This window comes from Flavobacterium sp. (genome assembly GCF_043756175.1).
GTDB lineage: Bacteria > Bacteroidota > Bacteroidia > Flavobacteriales > Flavobacteriaceae > Flavobacterium.
In genome coordinates, this window is the sequence record NZ_JAYURN010000015.1 from 1 (window position 1) to 20,138 (window position 20,138).

Annotated in this window: 17 protein-coding genes, 1 tRNA gene and 1 pseudogene; 4 read left to right on the forward strand and 15 right to left on the reverse strand. The window is 31.1% G+C overall.

Translation table 11 applies throughout. From position 1 onward, the window contains the following. A pseudogene (locus tag ACH2BP_RS00920) lies at positions 1-357 on the forward strand (M1 family peptidase); the annotation flags it as partial. Between the two features lie 15 nt (positions 358-372). Here ACH2BP_RS00920 and ACH2BP_RS00925 read toward each other — a convergent pair. Continuing rightward, positions 373-702, reverse strand: coding sequence for a ferredoxin (locus ACH2BP_RS00925; protein ID WP_395056104.1), 330 nt, complete (start codon positions 700-702; stop codon positions 373-375). Between the two features lie 62 nt (positions 703-764). Between ACH2BP_RS00925 and ACH2BP_RS00930 the strand changes: the two genes are divergently transcribed. After that, positions 765-838 (forward strand) — tRNA-Ala (locus ACH2BP_RS00930). A 37-nt stretch (positions 839-875) separates the two neighbouring features. On the opposite strand, the gene ACH2BP_RS00935 is transcribed toward ACH2BP_RS00930, so the two are convergent. The 5 genes from ACH2BP_RS00935 to ACH2BP_RS00955 all read right to left on the reverse strand — a co-directional run bounded on the left by ACH2BP_RS00935 (position 876) and on the right by ACH2BP_RS00955 (position 9,669). Next, the gene (locus ACH2BP_RS00935) at positions 876-2,960 is read right to left on the reverse strand and encodes a PAS domain S-box protein (protein ID WP_395056106.1); all 2,085 of its coding nucleotides are present in this window, start codon (positions 2,958-2,960) and stop codon (positions 876-878) included. 104 nt (positions 2,961-3,064) lie between these two features. Then, positions 3,065-6,535: an efflux RND transporter permease subunit gene (locus tag ACH2BP_RS00940; protein WP_395056108.1), complete on the reverse strand. Its 3,471-nt coding sequence runs from the start codon at positions 6,533-6,535 to the stop codon at positions 3,065-3,067. 26 nt (positions 6,536-6,561) lie between these two features. Next, on the reverse strand, positions 6,562-7,704 hold the full coding sequence (locus ACH2BP_RS00945) for an efflux RND transporter periplasmic adaptor subunit (RefSeq protein ID WP_395056110.1): 1,143 nt from the start codon (positions 7,702-7,704) through the stop codon (positions 6,562-6,564). 17 nt (positions 7,705-7,721) lie between these two features. After that, entirely contained in the window at positions 7,722-9,065 is a 1,344-nt protein-coding gene (locus ACH2BP_RS00950; protein ID WP_395056112.1) for a TolC family protein, read from the reverse strand. Positions 9,066-9,075: 10 nt separating this feature from the next. After that, complete coding sequence (locus ACH2BP_RS00955) at positions 9,076-9,669, reverse strand: TetR/AcrR family transcriptional regulator (protein WP_395056114.1); 594 nt, start codon at positions 9,667-9,669, stop codon at positions 9,076-9,078. Positions 9,670-9,809: 140 nt separating this feature from the next. Here ACH2BP_RS00955 and ACH2BP_RS00960 point away from each other — a divergent pair, with 140 nt between their 5' ends. Beyond that, positions 9,810-10,784 carry a polyprenyl synthetase family protein gene (locus ACH2BP_RS00960; protein ID WP_395056116.1) on the forward strand — a complete coding sequence of 325 codons (975 nt, stop codon included), beginning with the start codon at positions 9,810-9,812 and terminating at the stop codon, positions 10,782-10,784. Between the two features lie 58 nt (positions 10,785-10,842). Beyond that, on the forward strand, positions 10,843-11,196 hold the full coding sequence (locus ACH2BP_RS00965) for a hypothetical protein (RefSeq protein ID WP_395056118.1): 354 nt from the start codon (positions 10,843-10,845) through the stop codon (positions 11,194-11,196). 55 nt (positions 11,197-11,251) lie between these two features. Here the strand turns inward: ACH2BP_RS00965 and ACH2BP_RS00970 are convergent, their stop codons facing one another. The 9 genes from ACH2BP_RS00970 to ACH2BP_RS01010 form a co-directional block, all read right to left on the reverse strand. Then, positions 11,252-12,355: a medium chain dehydrogenase/reductase family protein gene (locus ACH2BP_RS00970; protein ID WP_395056120.1), complete on the reverse strand. Its 1,104-nt coding sequence runs from the start codon at positions 12,353-12,355 to the stop codon at positions 11,252-11,254. A gap of 7 nt (positions 12,356-12,362) precedes the next feature. After that, positions 12,363-15,491 carry a lantibiotic dehydratase gene (locus ACH2BP_RS00975; RefSeq protein WP_395056122.1) on the reverse strand — a complete coding sequence of 1,043 codons (3,129 nt, stop codon included), beginning with the start codon at positions 15,489-15,491 and terminating at the stop codon, positions 12,363-12,365. A 15-nt stretch (positions 15,492-15,506) separates the two neighbouring features. Then, positions 15,507-17,666: a peptidase domain-containing ABC transporter gene (locus tag ACH2BP_RS00980; RefSeq protein WP_395056124.1), complete on the reverse strand. Its 2,160-nt coding sequence runs from the start codon at positions 17,664-17,666 to the stop codon at positions 15,507-15,509. Then, on the reverse strand, positions 17,659-18,813 hold the full coding sequence (locus ACH2BP_RS00985; protein ID WP_395056126.1) for an HlyD family secretion protein: 1,155 nt from the start codon (positions 18,811-18,813) through the stop codon (positions 17,659-17,661). The genes ACH2BP_RS00980 and ACH2BP_RS00985 overlap by 8 nt, the downstream gene beginning before the upstream one ends. A 302-nt stretch (positions 18,814-19,115) precedes the next feature. Next, a complete protein-coding gene (locus ACH2BP_RS00990) occupies positions 19,116-19,274 on the reverse strand; it encodes a class I lanthipeptide (protein WP_395056128.1) in 159 nt (52 codons plus the stop codon). Positions 19,275-19,287: 13 nt separating this feature from the next. Beyond that, a complete protein-coding gene (locus ACH2BP_RS00995; protein WP_395056130.1) occupies positions 19,288-19,452 on the reverse strand; it encodes a class I lanthipeptide in 165 nt (54 codons plus the stop codon). A gap of 8 nt (positions 19,453-19,460) precedes the next feature. Beyond that, positions 19,461-19,640 (reverse strand): class IIb bacteriocin, lactobin A/cerein 7B family, encoded by a 180-nt coding sequence (locus ACH2BP_RS01000; protein ID WP_395056132.1) that lies wholly within the window; start codon positions 19,638-19,640, stop codon positions 19,461-19,463. Positions 19,641-19,683: 43 nt separating this feature from the next. Next, the gene (locus ACH2BP_RS01005) at positions 19,684-19,842 is read right to left on the reverse strand and encodes a class I lanthipeptide (protein WP_395056134.1); all 159 of its coding nucleotides are present in this window, start codon (positions 19,840-19,842) and stop codon (positions 19,684-19,686) included. 2 nt (positions 19,843-19,844) lie between these two features. Beyond that, on the reverse strand, positions 19,845-20,036 hold the full coding sequence (locus ACH2BP_RS01010) for a hypothetical protein (RefSeq protein ID WP_395056136.1): 192 nt from the start codon (positions 20,034-20,036) through the stop codon (positions 19,845-19,847). Positions 20,037-20,138 lie beyond the last annotated feature (102 nt).

Here is a 20,138-nt window from a genome sequence, read left to right on the forward strand (position 1 = left end):
AACGACTGGACAAAAACTACTAATACCATAGACTATGGAATTAAAACTGTAGAAAATACTGGCGAAAACACCAAAGTAACACTCGAAAGAATTGGCAGAATGCCCATGCCACTCGATATTTTAGTTACTTATGAAGACGGAAGCAAAGAAAGTTTTTATATCCCGCAAACGTTAATGCGTTGGACAAAAGAAAACCAGAATCCAGCAATAAAAAGAACTGTTCTTGATGGTTGGGATTGGGCTTATCCTACATTCGAATTTAAAATTAATGCTAAATTACCAATAAAAAACATCACGATTGATCCAAGCGGACTCATGGCCGATGTGAATAAAGAGAATAATGTTTTTAAGAAGTAAATTTTAAAGAGAAACTTAACTTTCCGGAGCCAATTCAATTTCCAGTCCATCTATTTCGGCTGTAATTTGAATTTGGCAACCCAAACGACTGTTTTCTTTTACATTATAAGCTTCCCAAAGCATAGCATCTTCATCGTCGCATTTTTCAGGGATTGTAACATCATTTAGAACATAACATTGGCAAGAAGCACACATTGCCATGCCGCCACAAATACCTATAGTTCCTTCGGGAGCGAGTTCATACATGCGCACTAACTCCATGATATTCATATTCATATCTATTGGCGCTTGTACTTCGTGTGTTGTTCCTTCTCTATCGATGATTTTTATGGTAATGTCTTGCATTATTTTTATTTTTTTACAAAAGTATAAATTATTAGATAAAAACAATATATTTGGGAAATATTGGGGGATTAGCTCATTTGGCTAGAGCGCTTGCCTGGCAGGCAAGAGGTGGTCGGTTCGAATCCGATATTCTCCACTATAAAACCAAAAAACCAAACCAAAAGCAAAACGCTTTAACTGTAAGTTGAGGCGTTTTCGTTATTTATAACCTGTTCTGATTCGTCTAATAACAAAATTATTTTGTCTGATGTAGCAACTAATTGTTGGTATTTTACTTCGGTTTTTTGTGCTTCTCCTTTTGTTTTTAGATCTAAAATTTCTTTAACTAAATGATGTAATTTCTCATTCAATAATTCTATTTTTTGTACAGATTCTATGTGACCGTATTTTTTCTTTCCTTCGGTATAATACCATTTTCCAAAATCGCTCTCACGATGCGAAATCGCTTGAATTTGATCTAAACTTCCTTCTCCATCAAGAAAGTGTCTAATTTTATATTTCCATTTTAAGTGTTTTAATTTGGCGTCAATAAAATCAGTATCAAAGGTTTCTTCTTGGTGATTGCTGTTTTTAGAATGTGCATTTATAAAACTAGACAATTCTTTCGATGAAGAATCTAAATCATTTATTTCGGTTTTTATTATGTTTAGCAATTCGCTTAGTTCGGCTTGATTAGAATCTCCATCAATCAAATCGATGACTCCAATAATATTCGTCAAAGGTTTCCTGAAATGATGCGAATTTTTGAATGCTAATTCTTCGAATTGGGCGATATAATTGGCATTTTGAAACTCATTTTCTTTCATTTCGGTAATATCGTGTCCTATCGAAAGAATCTCTACAACTTCTTTGTTGTTATCAAAAAAGGCGATTTCGTTCCATTTTATCCATCTTTTTTGTTTTAATGCATTTTCTTTAAGAATAACGATACTTATTTTGGGATTATCATAGGATATAGATTCAAATATTTTTAAATAAAATTCATCAACATTTTCGGGGTCTAATGTTCTATAATTTGTTCCTATAAAATAGTCATTGTCTTTTCCGAAAAAATCACAAAATGCTTTATTTAAATATTTTCTATTTCCGTATTTATCGGAAATAGATATTAAATCAGTTTGGTTTTCTAACAATGAACTAAATCTTTTTTCGCTTTTTAATAATTTACTTACTGCTTCTTTTTCTTTTGCTTCGGCTATTTTTTTATCTGTAATATCTGCAGAAATAGTTATAAATTTAGCAATGTTTTCGCTGGAATCTTTTACCGGAATAATCGAAGAAAGAATCCAAAAATTACTTCCGTTTTTAGTTTTAATATTAGATTCACCACGCCATACTTCCCCTGAAACAATCGTTTTGTTTATGTTTGCATAAAAATCTTGGTTGTGATAATCTGACTTCAAAATATTTATGTTTTCTCCCAAAAGTTCCTCTCTGGTGTAACCCGTTTTTTCGAGATATAAATCGTTTATTTTTAAAATTTTTCCCTCAAAATCGGTAACAACCGAACTTAAATTATCATTTATCGCCATCTGATAAGAATACAACTCTTCGCTAGATTTTTTGACCAAGAAATCTAGTTTTTTATTAAAATCTGATAGTTCGCCATTTACTGCTTTTAGTTTTTCGTCTGCCTCATTTTGGCTTTCGAGAGAAGAATTTAGTTTTTCGAAATTTTTATCTAATTTTTTTGAAATAGCCGAGCTAATATCAACATTTATCATGGCTAAGAAAAACACCGTTCCTGCTGTTGTATAGGTTAAAATGGCATTTATAATAAAATAATTTACTTTGCCATTAGGTATAAAAGGTGTTACAGCATCATAATATATGTAAGTAAAATAGAATATAGAACAAGCTGTCATGGTTATATATGCCATTTTTTTTTCTCGAAAGATAGAAACGCTACCACACGCCAATGCAATATAAAGTAATTGGGCTCCAGTTCTTCTAGTATAAAAAGCCCAAATTGTAATGACAAGTAAGATTCCTAATAAAGTAAGATTTCGAGCTAATTTGTACTTTTTTTTGTAATTAAAGAACAAAACACCTACAGGGACTGGTATAATGATTAATCCTATGTACGGATTGCTAAAATTTAATAAGAGATAAACTATTGTTATACATATACTTCCAAAAATTATTAATATAGAAATTGCATTTAATGTTAATATACGCTGTCTTTCAAGATAATGTAAATTATCTTTTAGTCCTATATTTAGGACATCTTTCCAATTTTGTAAAAAATAATTTATCATTAAAAAATCGTCTTTAAAAAATTTACAACAAGTAAATGATTTTAAAACAAAAAAGCGATTTCTTTTTACAGAAATCGCTTAAGTGTTTGTTTTGTTCGACGAAATTACATTTCGCTAACAGATTTGTTTGTGCTTCGTCTGTCACGCAACCAATATTTAGTTCTTTTTACTAGGTAGAACATTACTGGTACCATTACTAGTGTTAATACTGTGGCATAACTTAACCCGAAAATAATAGTCCAGGCCAATGGTCCCCAAAAAATTACGTTATCTCCACCCATAAAAATATGAGGATTCAAATTGGTAACTAAAGAGAAAAAGTCAAAGTTTAGACCAATTGCTAACGGAATTAATCCTAAAATAGCGGTTAACGCAGTTAGTAATACTGGACGCAAACGTGATTTTCCGCTTTCAATAATAACTTCTTTTATTTCTTCAAGAGTTAAATCATCGTGACTTTGTAGTTTGTTATCTACTACTTTTTTGTCTAATAAAAGCACAAAGAAATCCATTAATACAATTCCATTTTTTACTACAATTCCAGCAAGTGAAATAATTCCCATCATGGTCATAAGGATTACAAAATCCATATTGGCAATCACATATCCGTAGAAAACACCACTAAAACTTAGTATAACAGTAAACAAAATCACCATTGTTTTAGAAACCGAATTAAACTGTAATACAATAATAATTGTAATTCCTGCTAACGCTAAGAATAAAGCATATAGTAAGAAACTTTGGTTTTTTCCTTGTTCTTCTTGAACTCCAGAAAACGAGTAGGTTACCGTTTTTGGTAATTGATAATCTTTCAAATTTACTTCAATATTTTTTGTAATCGCATCGCCATTATAACCTGTCAAGACGTTAGAATAAATCGTCATGATACGTTTTTGATTTTTACGTTTAATCTGATTGTAAGTAGTTGTTTTCTCTGTTTTAGAAACAGCCGAAATTGGCACTTGCATCATTTGCCCGTTGTTCTGATTACGGAAAGTTAACGATTGGTTAAACAATACACTTTCGTTCTTACGTTGGTCGTCTTGCATACGCATTGTGATGTTATAATCGTCATCACCTTCTTTGTATGTAGAAATTTCTTGACCATATACCGAACGACGCAAATTAAATCCCAATTGCCCTGTCGAAACACCCAAACTTCCAGCACTAACTCTGTCTACTTTTACTTCAAGCTCTGGACTTTGTTTGTTTACATCGACACTCAATCGTTCTATTCCAGGAATGTTTTTAGCATTAATAAAAGCAATCATTTTGTCCGCTTCTTTAAGCATTACATCATAATCGATTCCTGTTAACTGAATACTAATTGGATAACCTGCTGGTGGTCCTGCGGCATCTTTTTCGACTGTAACTTTTGCTCCGGCAATTGCTTTTACTTTACCACGAATTTCTTCTAATATATCGGCAGTATTAATTCCTTTTCTAAATTTGAATTCCGAAAAATTGACTGTTACTTTTCCTTTATACGGCGTTTCTGAAGCCGAACCAGCATCTACATTTGGATTTCCTGCGCCAACACCTACTTGCGAAACGATAGATTCTGCAAGGTAATTTTTGTTGGTTTTTGGATCAACGTATTTACTTAGAATTGAAATGACTTGTTTTTCTACAAATAAAGTCGCTTTATTGGTTTTCTCAATATCAGTTCCTTGAGGGTATTCGATATATGTAATTACCTGATTTGGTATATTATCAGGGAAAAACAAAACTTTTCTTGGAAAAATTCCCAATAATATGAATGAGAAAAACAACATTCCAATAATAGTTCCTAAAGCAATCCAAGCTCTTTTCCCTGTAAGAATTTTAGATAAAAAGCTTTTATACTTTTCTTCCATTCTTGGGAAAAAACTATGTTGAAAATCTTGCGTCCATTGGTACAATTTTATTTTGTATAACCACATTAATCCCAATGATATTATAGCTAAATGCCCAATCGCTTTTACTATTTTAGAATCGTAAATGTTTCCTAGTAGTACAAAAATAACAGCTATAATAGTAAATACTATCGAGTAGGTTTTTGCTGATTTTTTAGAAACATTTTTATCTTCAATATCCATCGAACCACCAGTCATAGCAGCATTTACAACCATTGCTACGAATAATGAAGCTGATAAAGTAACAGTTAATGTTATAGGAAAATATTTCATGAATTTCCCCATAGTCCCTGGCCATAACGCAAATGGTAAAAATGCCATCAATGTTGTTGCTGTCGATGATATTACAGGCCAAGCGATTTCTCCAATTCCTATTTTAGATGCCTGAACCCGATTCATTCCTTTTTTCATATTGGCAAATACGTTATCGACGACAACAATTCCGTCATCGACCAGCATTCCTAATCCCATTACTAATCCGAAAAGAACCATCGTGTTTAGCGTTAATCCAAATGCCGAAAGTATGGTAAATGCCATCAACATAGATAACGGAATCGCTGCGCCAACGAATAATGAATTTCGTAATCCCATCGTAAACATTAACACGATCATTACCAGCACAATTCCGAAGATAATGTGGTTAGACAATTCGTCAACTTGGTGTTCTACTCGAGAAGATTGGTCGTTAGAAAGCTCTAATTTTAAATCCTTTGGTAAATAAGATTCTTTTGCTTTTTCTAGTTTTTCTTTTACTTGCTCGATGGCAGAAATCATGTTTTGATTGGAACGTTTTTTTACGGTAAGCATAACCACTTCGGTTCCTTTTTCGCGAGCATAAGTTGTTTTTTCTTTTTCTTTAAAACTTACTTTAGCAATGTCTTTTAAGTAAACCGTTCCTCCGTAAGATTTTACAATTACGTTTTCTAGTTCTTTAGGATCTTTAATTTCTCCAACGATTCTGATGTTATTTCTAGAACCTTGAGAGATTAAATTTCCACCAGAAAGCGTCATGTTTTCGTATTTGACTGCATTCTGAATTTCATCAAAAGATACTTGTGCTGCTGTCATTTTGAAAATATCGACAGCAATTTCTACTTCTTTATCATCGACACCAAGAATATCAACTTTTTTAACTTCCGGGATTTCTTCGATATCATCTTGAAGCAATTCGCCGTATTTTTTTAACTGTTGCGTAGTATAGTTTCCTTGTAAATTGATGTTCAAAATAGGCACTTCTTCCGAAATATTCAATTCGAAAACATTAGGTTCTACTTTACTTCCGTTGTCAAGATTTGGCCAATCGGTATCGGCTTTTATCACATCAACTTTGTCTTTTACTTTGGTTTTTGCTTCTTCTACCGAAACTTTATCTGCAAATTCTACTACAATCATTCCATAATCTTGAAAAGAACTTGAAGTAATTTTCTCGACACCGGTAATGTTTTTAATTTCCTTTTCTAGTGGTTTTACAATTAGTTTTTCGACATCTTCGGCAGAGTTTCCAGGAAAAACTGATGAGATATAAATTTTATTTTCGATAATTTCAGGAAAATCCTCTCGAGGCATTGTAACATAGGCAATAATACCTGTTACAACTATAAGTAAAGTCAAGATATATACTGTAACGCGATTGTCGACAGCCCAACTTGATATGCTAAATTCGTGGTTTTTGTGTTCCATGTTTTTTTATTTAAACCTTAAACTTTTTAGAAGTTAAGTTTTGTTCCTTCTTGAATCGTGTTAATTCCTTCAGTAACGATTACATCACTTGTTTTTATACCAGATAAAATTTCGGTAACATTTTCTGATGATTGACCAGTTGTTACAACTACTTTTTTAGCAACTCCCGTTTTTCCGTTCACGTTATTAGCGATGTAAACAAATTTTGTTCCGTCTCCGTTAGATTGTATCGTATTTGTTGGAACTACAATCGCATTTTTCTTAGTGTAGTCGATAATTTGAAGTTTTGCTACTTGGTTTGGTCGCAATAAATTTCCTGGATTAGGCACCGAAACTTCTATTCCGAAACTTCTATTAGCAGGATTAATGTTGTTTCCTACTTGACGAACTCTTCCTTGGTATGTTTTTCCTAAACTTGTTAAAGTAACATTTACTAGTGAACCTACTTTTAGCTTTCCTATATACGTTTCTGGAACTTCTGTCGAAACATACATGTTAGATAAGTTTACAATTCGCATTAATCCTTGTGGACTTGGTGTAACAACTTGTCCTCTTTCTACAAAAACAGCATCAATAACTCCTGTAAATGGGGCTTTTATTAATGTTTTAGACAATTGCGCTTTCATTTGTAAAACCGATTTTTGTAATCCAACCATTTGCGTTTGTGCTTGCAAAAACTGAATTTCTGAACCAATTTTTTGATCCCAAAGATTTTTTTGACGCTCGAAAGTTGTTTTTGCTAAGGCATATTGATTTTCTATCGATGCTAATTGTTGGCTCATTCCACCATCATCTGTTCTTCCTAAAACTTGTCCTTTTGCTACTCTTTGACCAGCAATAACGTTTAGCGAAACTAATGTTCCAGGCATTTCTGGTTGTACCAAAATATTTTCTTTTGTGTTTACATTTCCTTGCACTTCAAGATAATGATTGAAAACAGTGTCTTTTACTGTTAATACAGAAACCAATGCTTCTTGAGTAGTTTTGACTTCTAAAGTGGCTAATGCGGCATCTATTTTTGAAATTTCGGCTTGTAATAAGTCTCTTTTTGCTTTGATATTGGCAACATTTTTTGTTTCGATTAATGCATCGGTTGTTGCCGTATTTTCATTTCCTCCACACGAAAACAATAGGGTTGTCACTGTAAATATTAAGATTATCTTTTTCATCTTGTATAGTTGTTTGATTATTTTTTGTTTATTAATTTCTCTAATGTTGCTTTTTTGTTTATAACATCGACCATCGATTGAAGATAGGTTTGTTGTGCAGTATATAATTGTCGTTGGGCTTCACTAAGATTAAAGCTAGTTGACAATCCTTCTTTAAACTTGACTTGTTGTTTGTTTTCGATTCTTTCGGCAAGTTTCAAATTGGTTTTGTTCGTTACCAATTCTTCGATGGTAAATTCGTAATCGCTTTTAGCTTTTTCGAACTGAAGTTTTAGCTTTTGTTCTGTTTCTGTAAGTTTGGTTGTTGCTTGTTCTAATGCGATTTTTGCTTGTTGTTTTCTAGCGCTGGTACCCAAACTGCTAAATATTGGGACATTTAAACTCACACCAAGATTGGCAAAATTATTCCATTTTTGGTCTTTCGAGAAAAAGTTAAATTTATTTTCGAAAGCATTATAACCATAATTTACTGCTGCACCTAAAGACGGAAGTTCTTTGCTTCTCTCATACTTTAACAGCAATCTTTTGCTTTCTTGCAAATTTTGGCCTATTTGATAATCGATATTATTGGTTGCTTTAAATTCTTCTTGAAGTAATAAGATATCCACATTTTTTTGTGTTAAATCTTCTAGTTTTTCGGTAAGTGTTAATTCGTTATCCAAATTAATTCCTAAAATAAGTTTCAACATATCTACAGCAATTGTTCTTTGACGTTTTACATTGGCCAAAGCACTGTTTACAGAAGCTGACGTTATTTGCAGTTGCTCTACATTTTCTTCTTCTATCAAACCATTTTTAAAAATTTGTTTGGTGTCTGATAGTGTTTTTTCGAGAACAACTTTATTTTTTTCGAAAATCAAAATACTTTCGTCAGCAAGAAGTACGTTTCCATAGGAATTAACAACAATTTCTCTGATTTCCTGACTGGTTTTCAGCTTTGCATTTTCCGATATCTTCAAATATACTTTTGCCGATTGCAAACCAACTAAATAAGATCCGTCAAAAAGTAATTGACTTAATGTTACTCCAGCATTCATAATGTGTTTTGTTCCAAAAGCAATGGTTGAAACCGAACCTGGCTCACCACCAAAAGTACCTCCACCTGTTACTCCTTGTTTCGTGTACTGCAAATTATTTAGATAACTAACAGTCCCGTTAATTTGTGGCAAACCCATTGTGGTTGTTTCCCATTTTTTGTGTTTTGCAGCTTCAATATCTCTATTGGCATTTATTGCCGAATAATTATTTTGAATTGCGTGTTCTACTGATTGTTGCAAGGAAAGAGAATAACTCTCCTTTTTATCTTGTGCTTGCAAAATTGATGCAAACAAGAATAAGGTAAATATTAGTTTGTGTTTCATGGATTGATGATTATATTAGGTTTGATAATTGTTTTTCTAGTTCTATAATTCCTTTTGGAGTTGCCATAGCTCTGGTATGGTATTCTAATGCTTTTCCTTCTAAATCATGAACATCTCGTTCTAATTGAGTGTTTTCATTTATGGAAAAAATCAAGGTGTAATAAAATTTTACACAAGTGGCAATATCAACTTCTTCTCGATACAATTCTTGATGAATCCCTTTTTGAATGTTCTGAGTAAAAACCGCATTACATTCTTCTATTTCATTGGCAATCATTTTTGTGTAGATTTCAGGATAATGCTTTTTGAGTTGATAAACAGGGGAAGTATCTATTGTTTGAAACATTTCTTTAAACATTTTTCGTATTTCAAAGTTTTCTTCTATTGCATTATAATTTTTAGATACAATTTCGTTTATAATGCGATGAATATTTTGATGAATCACTTCTGTCCCTTCTTCGATAAGTTTTTCTTTGTTACTAAAATACTTATAAATCGTTTTTTTAGAAATACACATTTCGCAAGCAATATCATCCATAGTTACGCTTTTGAATCCTATTTTCAAAAACATATCTGTCGCTTTTTTGATGATTTTTTCTTTCATTTTACATTTAATTTCAGTGCAAATATAATCAGGAAACTTTAAATACTAAAATAGTTTCCAAAGTATTTACTTAAATTTAACATTTCATTATATTTTGCTGTTGTGACAGAATTAGAGTATTTTAGCAAAAAAATTAAAGCATGCATTCCATTTCGCATTATCAAGAGCTTATTTCAGATTATTTTTCAGAATTGCATTTAACTAAAGAACCTAAAAATCTTTACAAACCAATAGAATATATTTTATCTCTTGGCGGGAAAAGAATGCGTCCAATTTTAACATTAATGGCAACCGAAATTTTTGATGTTGATTGTCAAAAATCATTGGCGGCAGCTACAGCAATTGAGGTTTTTCATAATTTTTCGCTAGTTCACGATGACATTATGGACGATGCGCCATTACGACGAGGAAACGAAACGGTTCACGAAAAATGGAATATTAATACCGGGATTTTGTCAGGAGATGCGATGTTAATTTTGGCTTACCAACATTTTGAAGAATATGAACCTAATATTTTTCGTGATCTCGCAAAGTTGTTCAGCAAAACGGCACTTGAAGTTTGTGAAGGACAGCAATATGATGTTGATTTCGAAACCCGCGACGACGTTACCATTCCTGAATATTTAAAAATGATCGAATATAAAACGGCAGTTTTAGTTGGTGCAGCTATGAAAATGGGAGCGATTGTAGCTGAAACTTCCGAAGAAAATGCCAATCTGATATACGATTTCGGGCTAAATCTTGGTATAGCTTTCCAGTTGCAAGATGATTATTTAGATGCTTTTGGTGATCCAGAAACATTTGGAAAGCAAGTAGGTGGAGATATTATTGAAAATAAAAAAACCTATTTGTACCTCAAAGCAATAGAATTTGCTCAAACTGAAGAAAAAGAACAACTATTGCATTTATTTTCTATTCAACCTACAGATAATACAGATAAAATAGCTTCTGTAAAAGAAATATTTAATCAGACGAAAGCATCGGAAGCAACACAAAAAGCAATTCAAGATTATACTTTTAAATCTTTTGAAACTTTAGAAAAAATGAACATCTCTAATGAGAAAAAGATAATGTTAAGAGCTTTTGGTGAAAATTTAATGAGTAGAAATGTGTAAAAAATCAATGTCAATGTTTGAAAGTTGTAATTGATTTTTGATATTGAAATTAAAAAAAATGAATTTTATTTCACCAAATACAACCGATTTATTACTTTCTGAAGCAGCAAGCGAGAATTTATATCTAAAATTGATTGAACAAATTAACAAAGATTTCAATTTAGCCAATGAAGCGATAGATCTCCCAATGAGCACTTCTCCCGAAGAACTCAAGATTCAGTTACACGAAAAGATTTATCGATTAATACAATACAAATTTGCCGAATACCTCAATCTGCTCTATATTATTGATGTTCCTGAAGAACAAATTAAAAACATGGACGGTTCAGATATTTCAGAGCTTTCTGCCCAAGTAGCATTTCTTGTCTTAAAACGAGAATGGATGAAGGTTTGGTTTCGAAATCGATATTAAAAACGGAAAGAGCAACTAAAACGGTTGCTCTTTCTTAAATCTAATTGTTTTTAATTTATTTTTTGAGATCATTCGTATATTGGTATACCACTTTTCCAAACTTATTGCCATCCAAATTATATGATTTTGTAATAAAATCTGACAATGAATCTTCTTCGGTAAACACTTTATCAATAACCATTTTATGATTTTTATACTGAACTAAACCGTCAATTAAATCTTGAGTGCTTCCCAAACAATTTCCTATAAAACTAACATTTTTCATCATTAAATTTGCAATTAACATAGACAAATTAGTGGGCTTAACACTAGTTATTTTGTCATTTGATTGATTAAAAATTCCGCAAGTTACATACCTCGCATTCGAATTTAGTTTTGGAATTAATCGTTCTAAATACGTGTCTGAAAAAGCATCTAAAACAATGTCAAACATAACATCTTGTGGTATATTATTTTCTTTTATAGAAAATACATCTTTGATAAAAGGGAAATGATTTCTTACCGCCCCTATATTCTCCCCAGAATAAGAAAGTCCATAAACATTACAATCTTTGTCCCATAGATTATTAAGCAAGAAAAAAGAAGTGTTGGATGTTATGGATGTTATTAAAACATTTTCTCCTTTTTTTATATCTCCTTTTCTGACCATTGAAGTGGCGGTTTGTGTTCCTATACTTAATGTTCCTGCTTCGTAATCCGTAATATTAGAAGGTACTTTTAATAATTTTGCATGATGGTATATTTCGAATTCTCGACTAGAATGATTAGATGGTATACCAGGCATAACTCCATTTTTAGGTTCCGGGAAAAAACAGTCAGCAATTACTAAATCTCCTATTTTTAATGATGTGACATTTTTGCCAACTGCTTCCACATATCCGGAAAAATCAGAACCTATTGGGTAATACGTGTGTTCTTCAACGGATTTTAATCTGTTCCAAGCCATTTCAATTATTCCTAAATCGCGATAATTTAATGAGAAACTAGACTTAGTTACCAAAACTAAATCAGCACATTGATCCGATTGACTATCAAAATCAGGTTTAGTTCCTTCGACGAATGCCAAAGGAATTTTTAAATCGTCAATTACTATTAAATGTTTATCGTGATCGTCAATCATTTCAAATAATGACGAAGTTACTACTGCTAATGCTCTCATAGTTTTTTTAATTTGCTAATTCTACTTCTTTGTTAGTTTGTTTCCCCACGTGCAGTTGTTTGTTATAATATTTGTACAAATAATCATAAACAACCATTTCGTGTACTCTTTGTTTTGATAAAAACACTCTATTACAAATCATATGAAGGTAGCTTATGGCAACGTTATGAAGTGATGTAGGTAATTTTTTTTCAACAAAAAGCTGTCTGATGTTTTGAGCTGCCTCCTTGTTTTTATAAGATCGGTTTCTAATAACATCCCAAATTGGGTGATACATTTCTTCTATTTTTTCTTCATTGAGGAAACATTCAATCTCATATTCATTTTGGGCAAACATTTCGTTGATTTGTTTATTCAAATTTCCGTTTCTATTAAACTCTTTTCCAAAACTAATTTTTGCTACTTTTAAAATTTCAATTTTTTCATTTAAAGAAAATCCAAAGTCGTTTAATAAATGATCCATTGATAATAAAGAGAACAACCATCTTACTTTTTCTCCAGAATCTCCTTCAATCATATCTGCAAACTCTAATGTACACTGACTATCGTTATAGAAAAGTGTTTCCGTATCTTCTATAGCTTCAAAGCCATATCGTTGTAATTCTCTTAAGTAATTATCGGTTTGGGTTTTCCAAATGATTTGTGTGTCTTCGAATGGTTTTATATGTTTTTTTATAATTTGAATACTTTCAGTAAAAAAATCAGTGTTTTTTAGAAGCACTCTAAATCTTAAATGTGGTCCACTTGCATCTTGGTATCTAATAAAAAACCATTTGTCTATTATTTTTTTAGATTGCAATTCTTCTACGATTGGATTTATAGCTCTATTAAGCAATTCTTCTCCCGCTCTTTCACCACAATAGAACTTATAATACAGCCATTTTTCGCCTATTGAAAATGAAGAAATCACATTGTTTTTATTCTCTTCTGGAACATACCCAGCAGTTACAGCTTCTTTTTTAACTTCAATGTTTCTATGAGCCGAAAAAATAATTTCATTACAGTAATTATTGGTTATCGAGTCATCATCAAATAAAAACTCTTTTAATTGAATCATCTTTTCGCCTTTTAGCATAAAGTAAAAAACAAGACAGCTTAAATCGTTTTTAAAGTTGATTACCACTTCGTTATCTCCTTGTGTAAAATATATTACATCGGGAATATTTCTCTCTTGTTGAAAACCTCTAACTACTTCAACTGCTTTAGACTCATCGTTAGCAAGTATTGCATCTATGGCGATCTTATTAATATTCCAAGTGGCTTTAGACAATACCACTTCTTTGTAACTTACTCTAGGTAGGAAATCAAAATCATATTGTAGAGTTCCCCAACTAAATCCAAAACCTGTGGCTTCTTGATTTTGAATGTCGCACAAGAAATTATAAATAGGAAGTGCGTTTGAGCTAAAATTATGTGCATTACTTAGTCTTGGAATAACTTCTTTATTGAGCCTTTTTGAAAAAATGACTACTCTATTCATTTTGTTAATAGATATATATAAGTCATCGATTGCTATTTGATGCTCTTGATCTACCGAAGCATTTCCTAAATAGGGGATTTCATAATCCCGCTGAAAATTTCTGTATAAAATATTCCCTGTTCTTGCTTGTGGCAAATGAACTATTTCTGCAATTATTTTGTCTGGGTGTAATTGATTTTCTAACGAAGAAATTTCATTTGATAGATCTAATATTTTAGAGTCTAAATGTGTGAATCTCCCAATTAATCCATTAGCAGAAGGTCCAGAAATAGATTTAAGATGGATTTTTTCTTTTCCATTTTCGTTAAAGATATTTAAAAAAGCAGAAAATGTATCAGGGTATATTGCCTCGTTTTCTTCAAATTTATTTATCTCATCGTCTGTAAGTTCTACTGTTGCTGAGCCGTCTTTTGTGGATTGAATGAGTTTTTTTAATAAAAAAGTTTTTTTGTCATCAAAAAGCACTTGTCTTTCTTTTGAATAATTTGGATTAATTGCCAACTCATCAACTAGAGGTGCTTTTGCCCCAGATTTTTTACCGTAACCAATTCCTATGTCAGGATCTAAAACTTTTACAAGAGGTTGTTCATATTCTTCATATCGCTCTTGAAATTTTCTTTTGAATTCTTTTAAGTTTTGATTTTCGTAACTGGATTGTAATTTATTCAAAACACTTATAGCAGGGCGCAATGTTTTTAATGTTTTAAATCCGATGGTTCCATTTTCAATTTTTCTAAAACTATCTACTTGAAATAATTTAGAAATATCTACATTATTTATTTCTTCATCTAGAAGTTTATGAATCTCAGAATATAAAGAAGGATCGTTAATAATATTTTGATCAAGATCATTTATTTTATTTTTTAGGTTGGTTAATAATTTTTTTACGACTTGTCCTTCATAAAAATCAAATCTTTCTTCAGAGAATATTTTTAATACTTTTTCGAAATAATCTTCTCCAGTAATCGTGAATTCTAATTCAGAAACTATAAATTGACTTTCAATAAGTGTGTTTATGAATTCTAGTGAATCTTGTTCAGTAATATCTTCAGAAATTAAAATCGGGATTAAATCTTTGATTAAAATTCCGTTTTTACTTTTTTCTAAAATTAGATCTAGATATTCTGTGATTTCTACTTCTGAGATTTTATGAAATCGTACGTTTTCTTTAAAGTAATATTCAACATACCTGTATTTGTCGAAAACGGTGTACAATGAATTATTAGAACGGTATTTCAGCACCGACCGAATAGAATCTTCTTTAGTCAAAATAGGCAATAAGCTTCCTAGAAAATACATATCATATTTGGTATATCTACCCAAAATACTTTCTTGAATATTTAAACTCGTTTCAGGTGTTACATCTACAGCAGAAACCGTAGAAAACATTCCAAATGGTGTACTTCTATTTGATAGTCTTGAAGCATATTTATAAAGCGATCCTTTAAGGTTCTTTAGCTCATCTTCGGCTTGAAATGCTTCGCCTTTTTCCCATAATACTAATGCATTATAAATATTTGGAGAACCTATAAAAAGAGCTTCTCTATTTTCTTTTTTAGAAAAAATTTCTAGAATTTTTTCCCAAGATAAGTCTATTTGCTTTTCTCCCAAAGGAGTCCTTACAATGGCTGTTTTAGTAAAAGAATAGTTTTTCATGTTTTGTTAATTTTGTTATAAACTTATATTGTTCCACATTTTATGATAGTAGCCTTCTTGAGACATTAATTCGTCGTGAGATCCAGATTCTATAATTTCTCCTTTTTTGAAAGCATAAATAACATCTGCCTTTTTAATCGCTTGAAGCTTATGTGCAATAACTATTATTGTTTTGCCTTGGCTTGATAAATCTTCGACTAGTTTCTTGATTACCAATTCTGATTCTGAATCTAAAGCCGAAGTAGCTTCGTCAAGAATTAGAATTTCTGGATCTTTATATAATGCTCTTGCAAAAGCAATTCGCTGTCTTTCTCCACCTGAAAGATTGGCGCCAAATTCGCCTAAATACGTATTGAATCCGTTAGGCAACGCTTCGATAAAATCATAAGCGCCAACTTGTTTACTCACGTCAATTATTTTTTGCATATCTGGTTCAGAATCACCTATGGCAATATTGAAAGCAATTGTTCCGTCAAATAATTCGACACTTTGTGGAACGGTTGTAATTAAAGTGTTGATACTGTCCTTGGATATGTAATTCAAATCGTATTCTCCTATTAATATTTTTCCATCTTTAGGATGGTATATGTTTTGAATAAGTGACGCTATTGTACTCTTGCCACTTCCACTTTCGCCTACAAAAGCGGTAAATTGACCTTTTTTAATTTTTAGATTCAAATCTTTAAAAATATATCGTCCTAGTTCGTATGAGAAATCAACATTTTTAAAATGAATGTCTCCAAAATTATTTTTAGTTAAGGTTATTTTTGATTCGGTTTCTTCTCGATCTAAATCCATAATACCAAATAATCTATCAGCGGCAATCATAGCGTTTTGAATGGATTGATTTGTTCCTATTAATTGAGATGCAGGCCCAGTAAAATAGCCTATTACAGAATAGAAAGAAAACAATTCTCCGGGTGTAATTTCCCCATCAATAGCATAATAAGTTCCAACCCACAGTAAAATTATTGTAAAAAGTCTTGAAACAAAATCAGTAGATGTTCTAGAAAAAATTCCGTTAATCCCTGATTTATAGATACTTTTTAATAAATCGATAAATTTGAGTTCAGTTTTTATTTTAGAAAAATCTTCTAACGAGAGTCTTTTTACGGTTCCAATATTTTTGATTGATTCCACTAATTGTGATTCAAGCAACGCATTTTTTTCCATTATTTCTCGCTCGACTTTCTTGTTTAATTTATTGGCGATGAAATAAATAATAAGATAAAAGGGTATAATTAGGGAAATAATTAGAGCTAGTTTCCAGTAAAATGTAAACATAAATATGAATGAAAAAATGACAATCAATATATTTACGGAAACACTCAAAGCTGTTTCGTTTATTAAAGCTCTAATTTTAACTGCATCACCTATTCTTGACATAATTTCTCCAATTCTCATCGTATCAAAGAATTTTTGAGGCATTGTGAACAAGTGTTTGTAGTATCCTAAAATTAATCTAGAATCTATTTGCTGACTGGTTCTTAATATAAAAACGTCTTTCAAAACACTGTACAGAATCTGGAGCACTAAACATGCAATAACAATAATACTCATTAAGTTGAGCAAACTCTTGTTGCCGCTTACAAGAACAAAATCGGTTATTTTGCCCACATATATAGATACTGAAAAGCCTAAAAGGGTATATAATACTGCTCCAATAATAGCTTGAATTAAAATGTACTTATGAGGCATCAATAAAAAAGACATTCTTTTTAGATTTGAAAATTTTTCATTTTTCTCCGTAAATACATCTTCATCTGGTACTAAAATAAGAGCGTAACCTGTAAATAATTCTTCAAATTCCGTTAATTTCTTTTTTTCTAATTTTCCAACTGCGGGATCCATCAATAGGATATACTTATCTGTCACTTTATAAGCGACCATATAATGTGGAAATTCGTGCCCGTCTTTTTTAATCATTACATGCACAATAGCAGGCAATGGAATGTCTTTTAACCCTTCGAACGATGCTTTAACGCCTTTTGCTAAAAAACCTAATTTGACTGAAGCTTCTCTTAGTCCTAATAAAGTAGTTCCTTTTTGATTGGTATTTGCATATTGTCTTATTCTAGATATTGGTAAACTCAAGTTATAATGCTCTGATATTGAAGCCAAACATGCCGCACCACAATCAGAAAAGTCATGCTGTTTTATTTCTATTTTACTCATTTTTATTGTTGTATGGGTTAAACCAATCTTCTACTTCATCAAATAATAATTGGAATGCGGTTCTTTTTGTCATAAAAAAGCGGCTTGTAAGTGTCATTCCTTTTTTAAGTTTCCCTTCAGCACCATTTTTAAGGTATAAGTTTTTATTGTCCAGAGAACTTTTTATTTTATAGAAAGGGATGTTGTTTACTATGATTACATCTTTACTTATTTCAATAATTTTTCCAGTAGCAAAACCCCATTGATTCGAGTTGAAAGCATCTATTTGATATAAAGCATCACCCTCTTCTTTCAAAAATCCTATTTCAGAAGGATTCACATACGTTTCTACAATGATATCTTTATCTGGAGAAATCTCTACAATGGCATTTCCTGGAGCTACAACACTGCCCTCATGAAAACCTTGCATATTAATTAATTCTCCGTCTATTGGTGAGGTAATAATATAATTATTCTCTTCTTCCTTGAGTTGTTTCTGATTGGACTTGATACTTTTGTTTGATTGACTTAATTGTGTAAGTTCCTTTTGCCACAACAATTCTGTTTGCTTTATAATATTTACTCTATCATTTTTTATTTTATCTAAATCTAATTGTGATTTTTCGTGTTCTGATTTTGATATTACCCCTTTATTGTATAGTTGATTTTTTCTGTCAAAATCCGTCTGGGTGTTTTTTATAATTACATCCAGATTGTATAATTCTTGCTGATGCTTTAAAAGTTCTCTTTTATATTGTTCGGATTTGAGTGCATTATAGTTTCTTTGAATCAAATTATTTAAATCATTTAGGTAAACTGAATTTTCTGAGCTTTGTTCTGAATTCAAAGTTTCTCTTTCTTTCAGAATTTTATGATCTATAATAAGTAATGTATCTCCTTTTTTTACTTTTTGATTTTCTTCTATTTTAAAAAAAGATATTTTACCATTTATTGGAGCATATATATTGAGTTTTTTTTCTTGTGATATTACTGTACCTCTACTAGTCGTATAAATATCTACATATATAAATGGTAATGATACACACGCGATAAGCAATGCAAAAAAAGTAACAAAAAAAAGTATCGACGTTTTCTTATTGTGTTTTACAACATGATACTGTATCGTGTTGTTTAGAATTTCTTCTGGGAAAATATTTTTTTCGTTCATCCTCTTTTTAAATTTTATGACTATCCTAAATAGGAGTTTGTGTCTTTTTTAATTTCTTTGGCAAATCAACTTATAATAAACGGTATTAAAAAATTAAAAAACCTTATTTTTATAAAAAAAGTTCAACACAGTTGTGTTTAAAATATTGATTTTCAGATTTTTAAAACGAAATCTTATATGTATTGAAATTCTTCTTGAGAAATTTAATTTTTGATATTTTTTCTAAGATTTATAACTAAAACTTTAAAAAAAAGCTATTGATTTTTTGTTTCAATAGCTTTTAATAATTGGTTAACTTTGATTTAGACTACAAGCAACCAAGTGCCGTATCCTAATGTTTCTACAATTAAAGAAAGTAAATCTCTACTTCCCCCATTGATGTTTTGAAGATTACCATCATTCAATTCTATAACAGCCGCTTTATTAAAAGCTAGCTTGTTGATAGTGTTTTGTTTTTTCATTTTCTAAAGTTTATTATAATGTTTCAATATAATCTGCCAAAGACCCTACCATACATTTTAAAGACGATGCTGGCAAGGAAAATGACAATCCATTTATTTTGTTTAATTGATTTTCGTTTAACTCTGTAACAGCCGCTTTATTGAAAGCTAGCTTGTTGATAGTGTTTTGTTTTTTCATTTTTATAATTAATCATTTAACCAATCCCATATTGCAACTACAGCACTGGCTATAGCTATAGCACAAGAAGCAGATGAAACTGTTGTTGGAGTTGATCCACCATTCACATTCATTATTTGTGAATTATTTAATTCTGTAACAGCCACTTTATTAAAAGTCAATCTGTTGTTTGCATTTTGTTTTTTCATCGTTTTTTTATTTAAAAAGATGCCTCTCGACAGCTTTTAGTTATTATGCAATAATAGGAACTCTAGTATCTAATAATTCCTTTACAATAAAAGAAAGGAGACCATAGCTACCACCATTTACTTCCGTTAATTTTTGATCATTCAATTCTGTAACAGCTGCTTTGTTAAAAGCCAGCTTGTTGATTGTGTTTTGCTTTTTCATGATTAATTAGCAGCATCTGAATGACACAAGGTGTTTTTAGAGGCGTTAAGAAATGTAGTAATATCACCAAGATATTGTGTTGATCCTGTTCCTCCATTTACAGTTTGTAATTGTATACCATTTAACTCTGTAACAGCAGCTTTATTGAAAGCTAACTTGTTCATTCCGTTTTGTTTTTTAATTTTCTTATTTATCTATATAATTCCCCCTACTCTTTAAAGGATTTTCGGGATACTCCAATTTTTTAAACCTGTTGGATATAAATTAAATTTACTAAAATCAATAAATCATTAATA

Coding starts and splice junctions, on each gene's coding strand:
- ACH2BP_RS00950 (WP_395056112.1), bottom strand. CDS start 9,065: ATGAAACACAAACTAATATTTACCTTATTCTTGTTTGCATCAATTTTG.
- ACH2BP_RS00945 (WP_395056110.1), bottom strand. CDS start 7,704: ATGAAAAAGATAATCTTAATATTTACAGTGACAACCCTATTGTTTTCG.
- ACH2BP_RS00980 (WP_395056124.1), bottom strand. CDS start 17,666: ATGAGTAAAATAGAAATAAAACAGCATGACTTTTCTGATTGTGGTGCG.
- ACH2BP_RS00985 (WP_395056126.1), bottom strand. CDS start 18,813: ATGAACGAAAAAAATATTTTCCCAGAAGAAATTCTAAACAACACGATA.
- ACH2BP_RS00955 (WP_395056114.1), bottom strand. CDS start 9,669: ATGAAAGAAAAAATCATCAAAAAAGCGACAGATATGTTTTTGAAAATA.
- ACH2BP_RS00925 (WP_395056104.1), bottom strand. CDS start 702: ATGCAAGACATTACCATAAAAATCATCGATAGAGAAGGAACAACACAC.
- ACH2BP_RS00995 (WP_395056130.1), bottom strand. CDS start 19,452: ATGAAAAAACAAAACACTATCAACAAGCTAGCTTTCAATAAAGCGGCT.
- ACH2BP_RS00935 (WP_395056106.1), bottom strand. CDS start 2,960: ATGATAAATTATTTTTTACAAAATTGGAAAGATGTCCTAAATATAGGA.
- ACH2BP_RS01005 (WP_395056134.1), bottom strand. CDS start 19,842: ATGAAAAAGCAAAACACAATCAACAAGCTGGCTTTTAACAAAGCAGCT.
- ACH2BP_RS00975 (WP_395056122.1), bottom strand. CDS start 15,491: ATGAAAAACTATTCTTTTACTAAAACAGCCATTGTAAGGACTCCTTTG.
- ACH2BP_RS00990 (WP_395056128.1), bottom strand. CDS start 19,274: ATGAAAAAACAAAACACTATCAACAAGCTAGCTTTTAATAAAGCGGCT.
- ACH2BP_RS01000 (WP_395056132.1), bottom strand. CDS start 19,640: ATGAAAAAACAAAATGCAAACAACAGATTGACTTTTAATAAAGTGGCT.
- ACH2BP_RS00970 (WP_395056120.1), bottom strand. CDS start 12,355: ATGAGAGCATTAGCAGTAGTAACTTCGTCATTATTTGAAATGATTGAC.
- ACH2BP_RS00940 (WP_395056108.1), bottom strand. CDS start 6,535: ATGGAACACAAAAACCACGAATTTAGCATATCAAGTTGGGCTGTCGAC.
- ACH2BP_RS00965 (WP_395056118.1), top strand. CDS start 10,843: ATGAATTTTATTTCACCAAATACAACCGATTTATTACTTTCTGAAGCA.
- ACH2BP_RS00960 (WP_395056116.1), top strand. CDS start 9,810: ATGCATTCCATTTCGCATTATCAAGAGCTTATTTCAGATTATTTTTCA.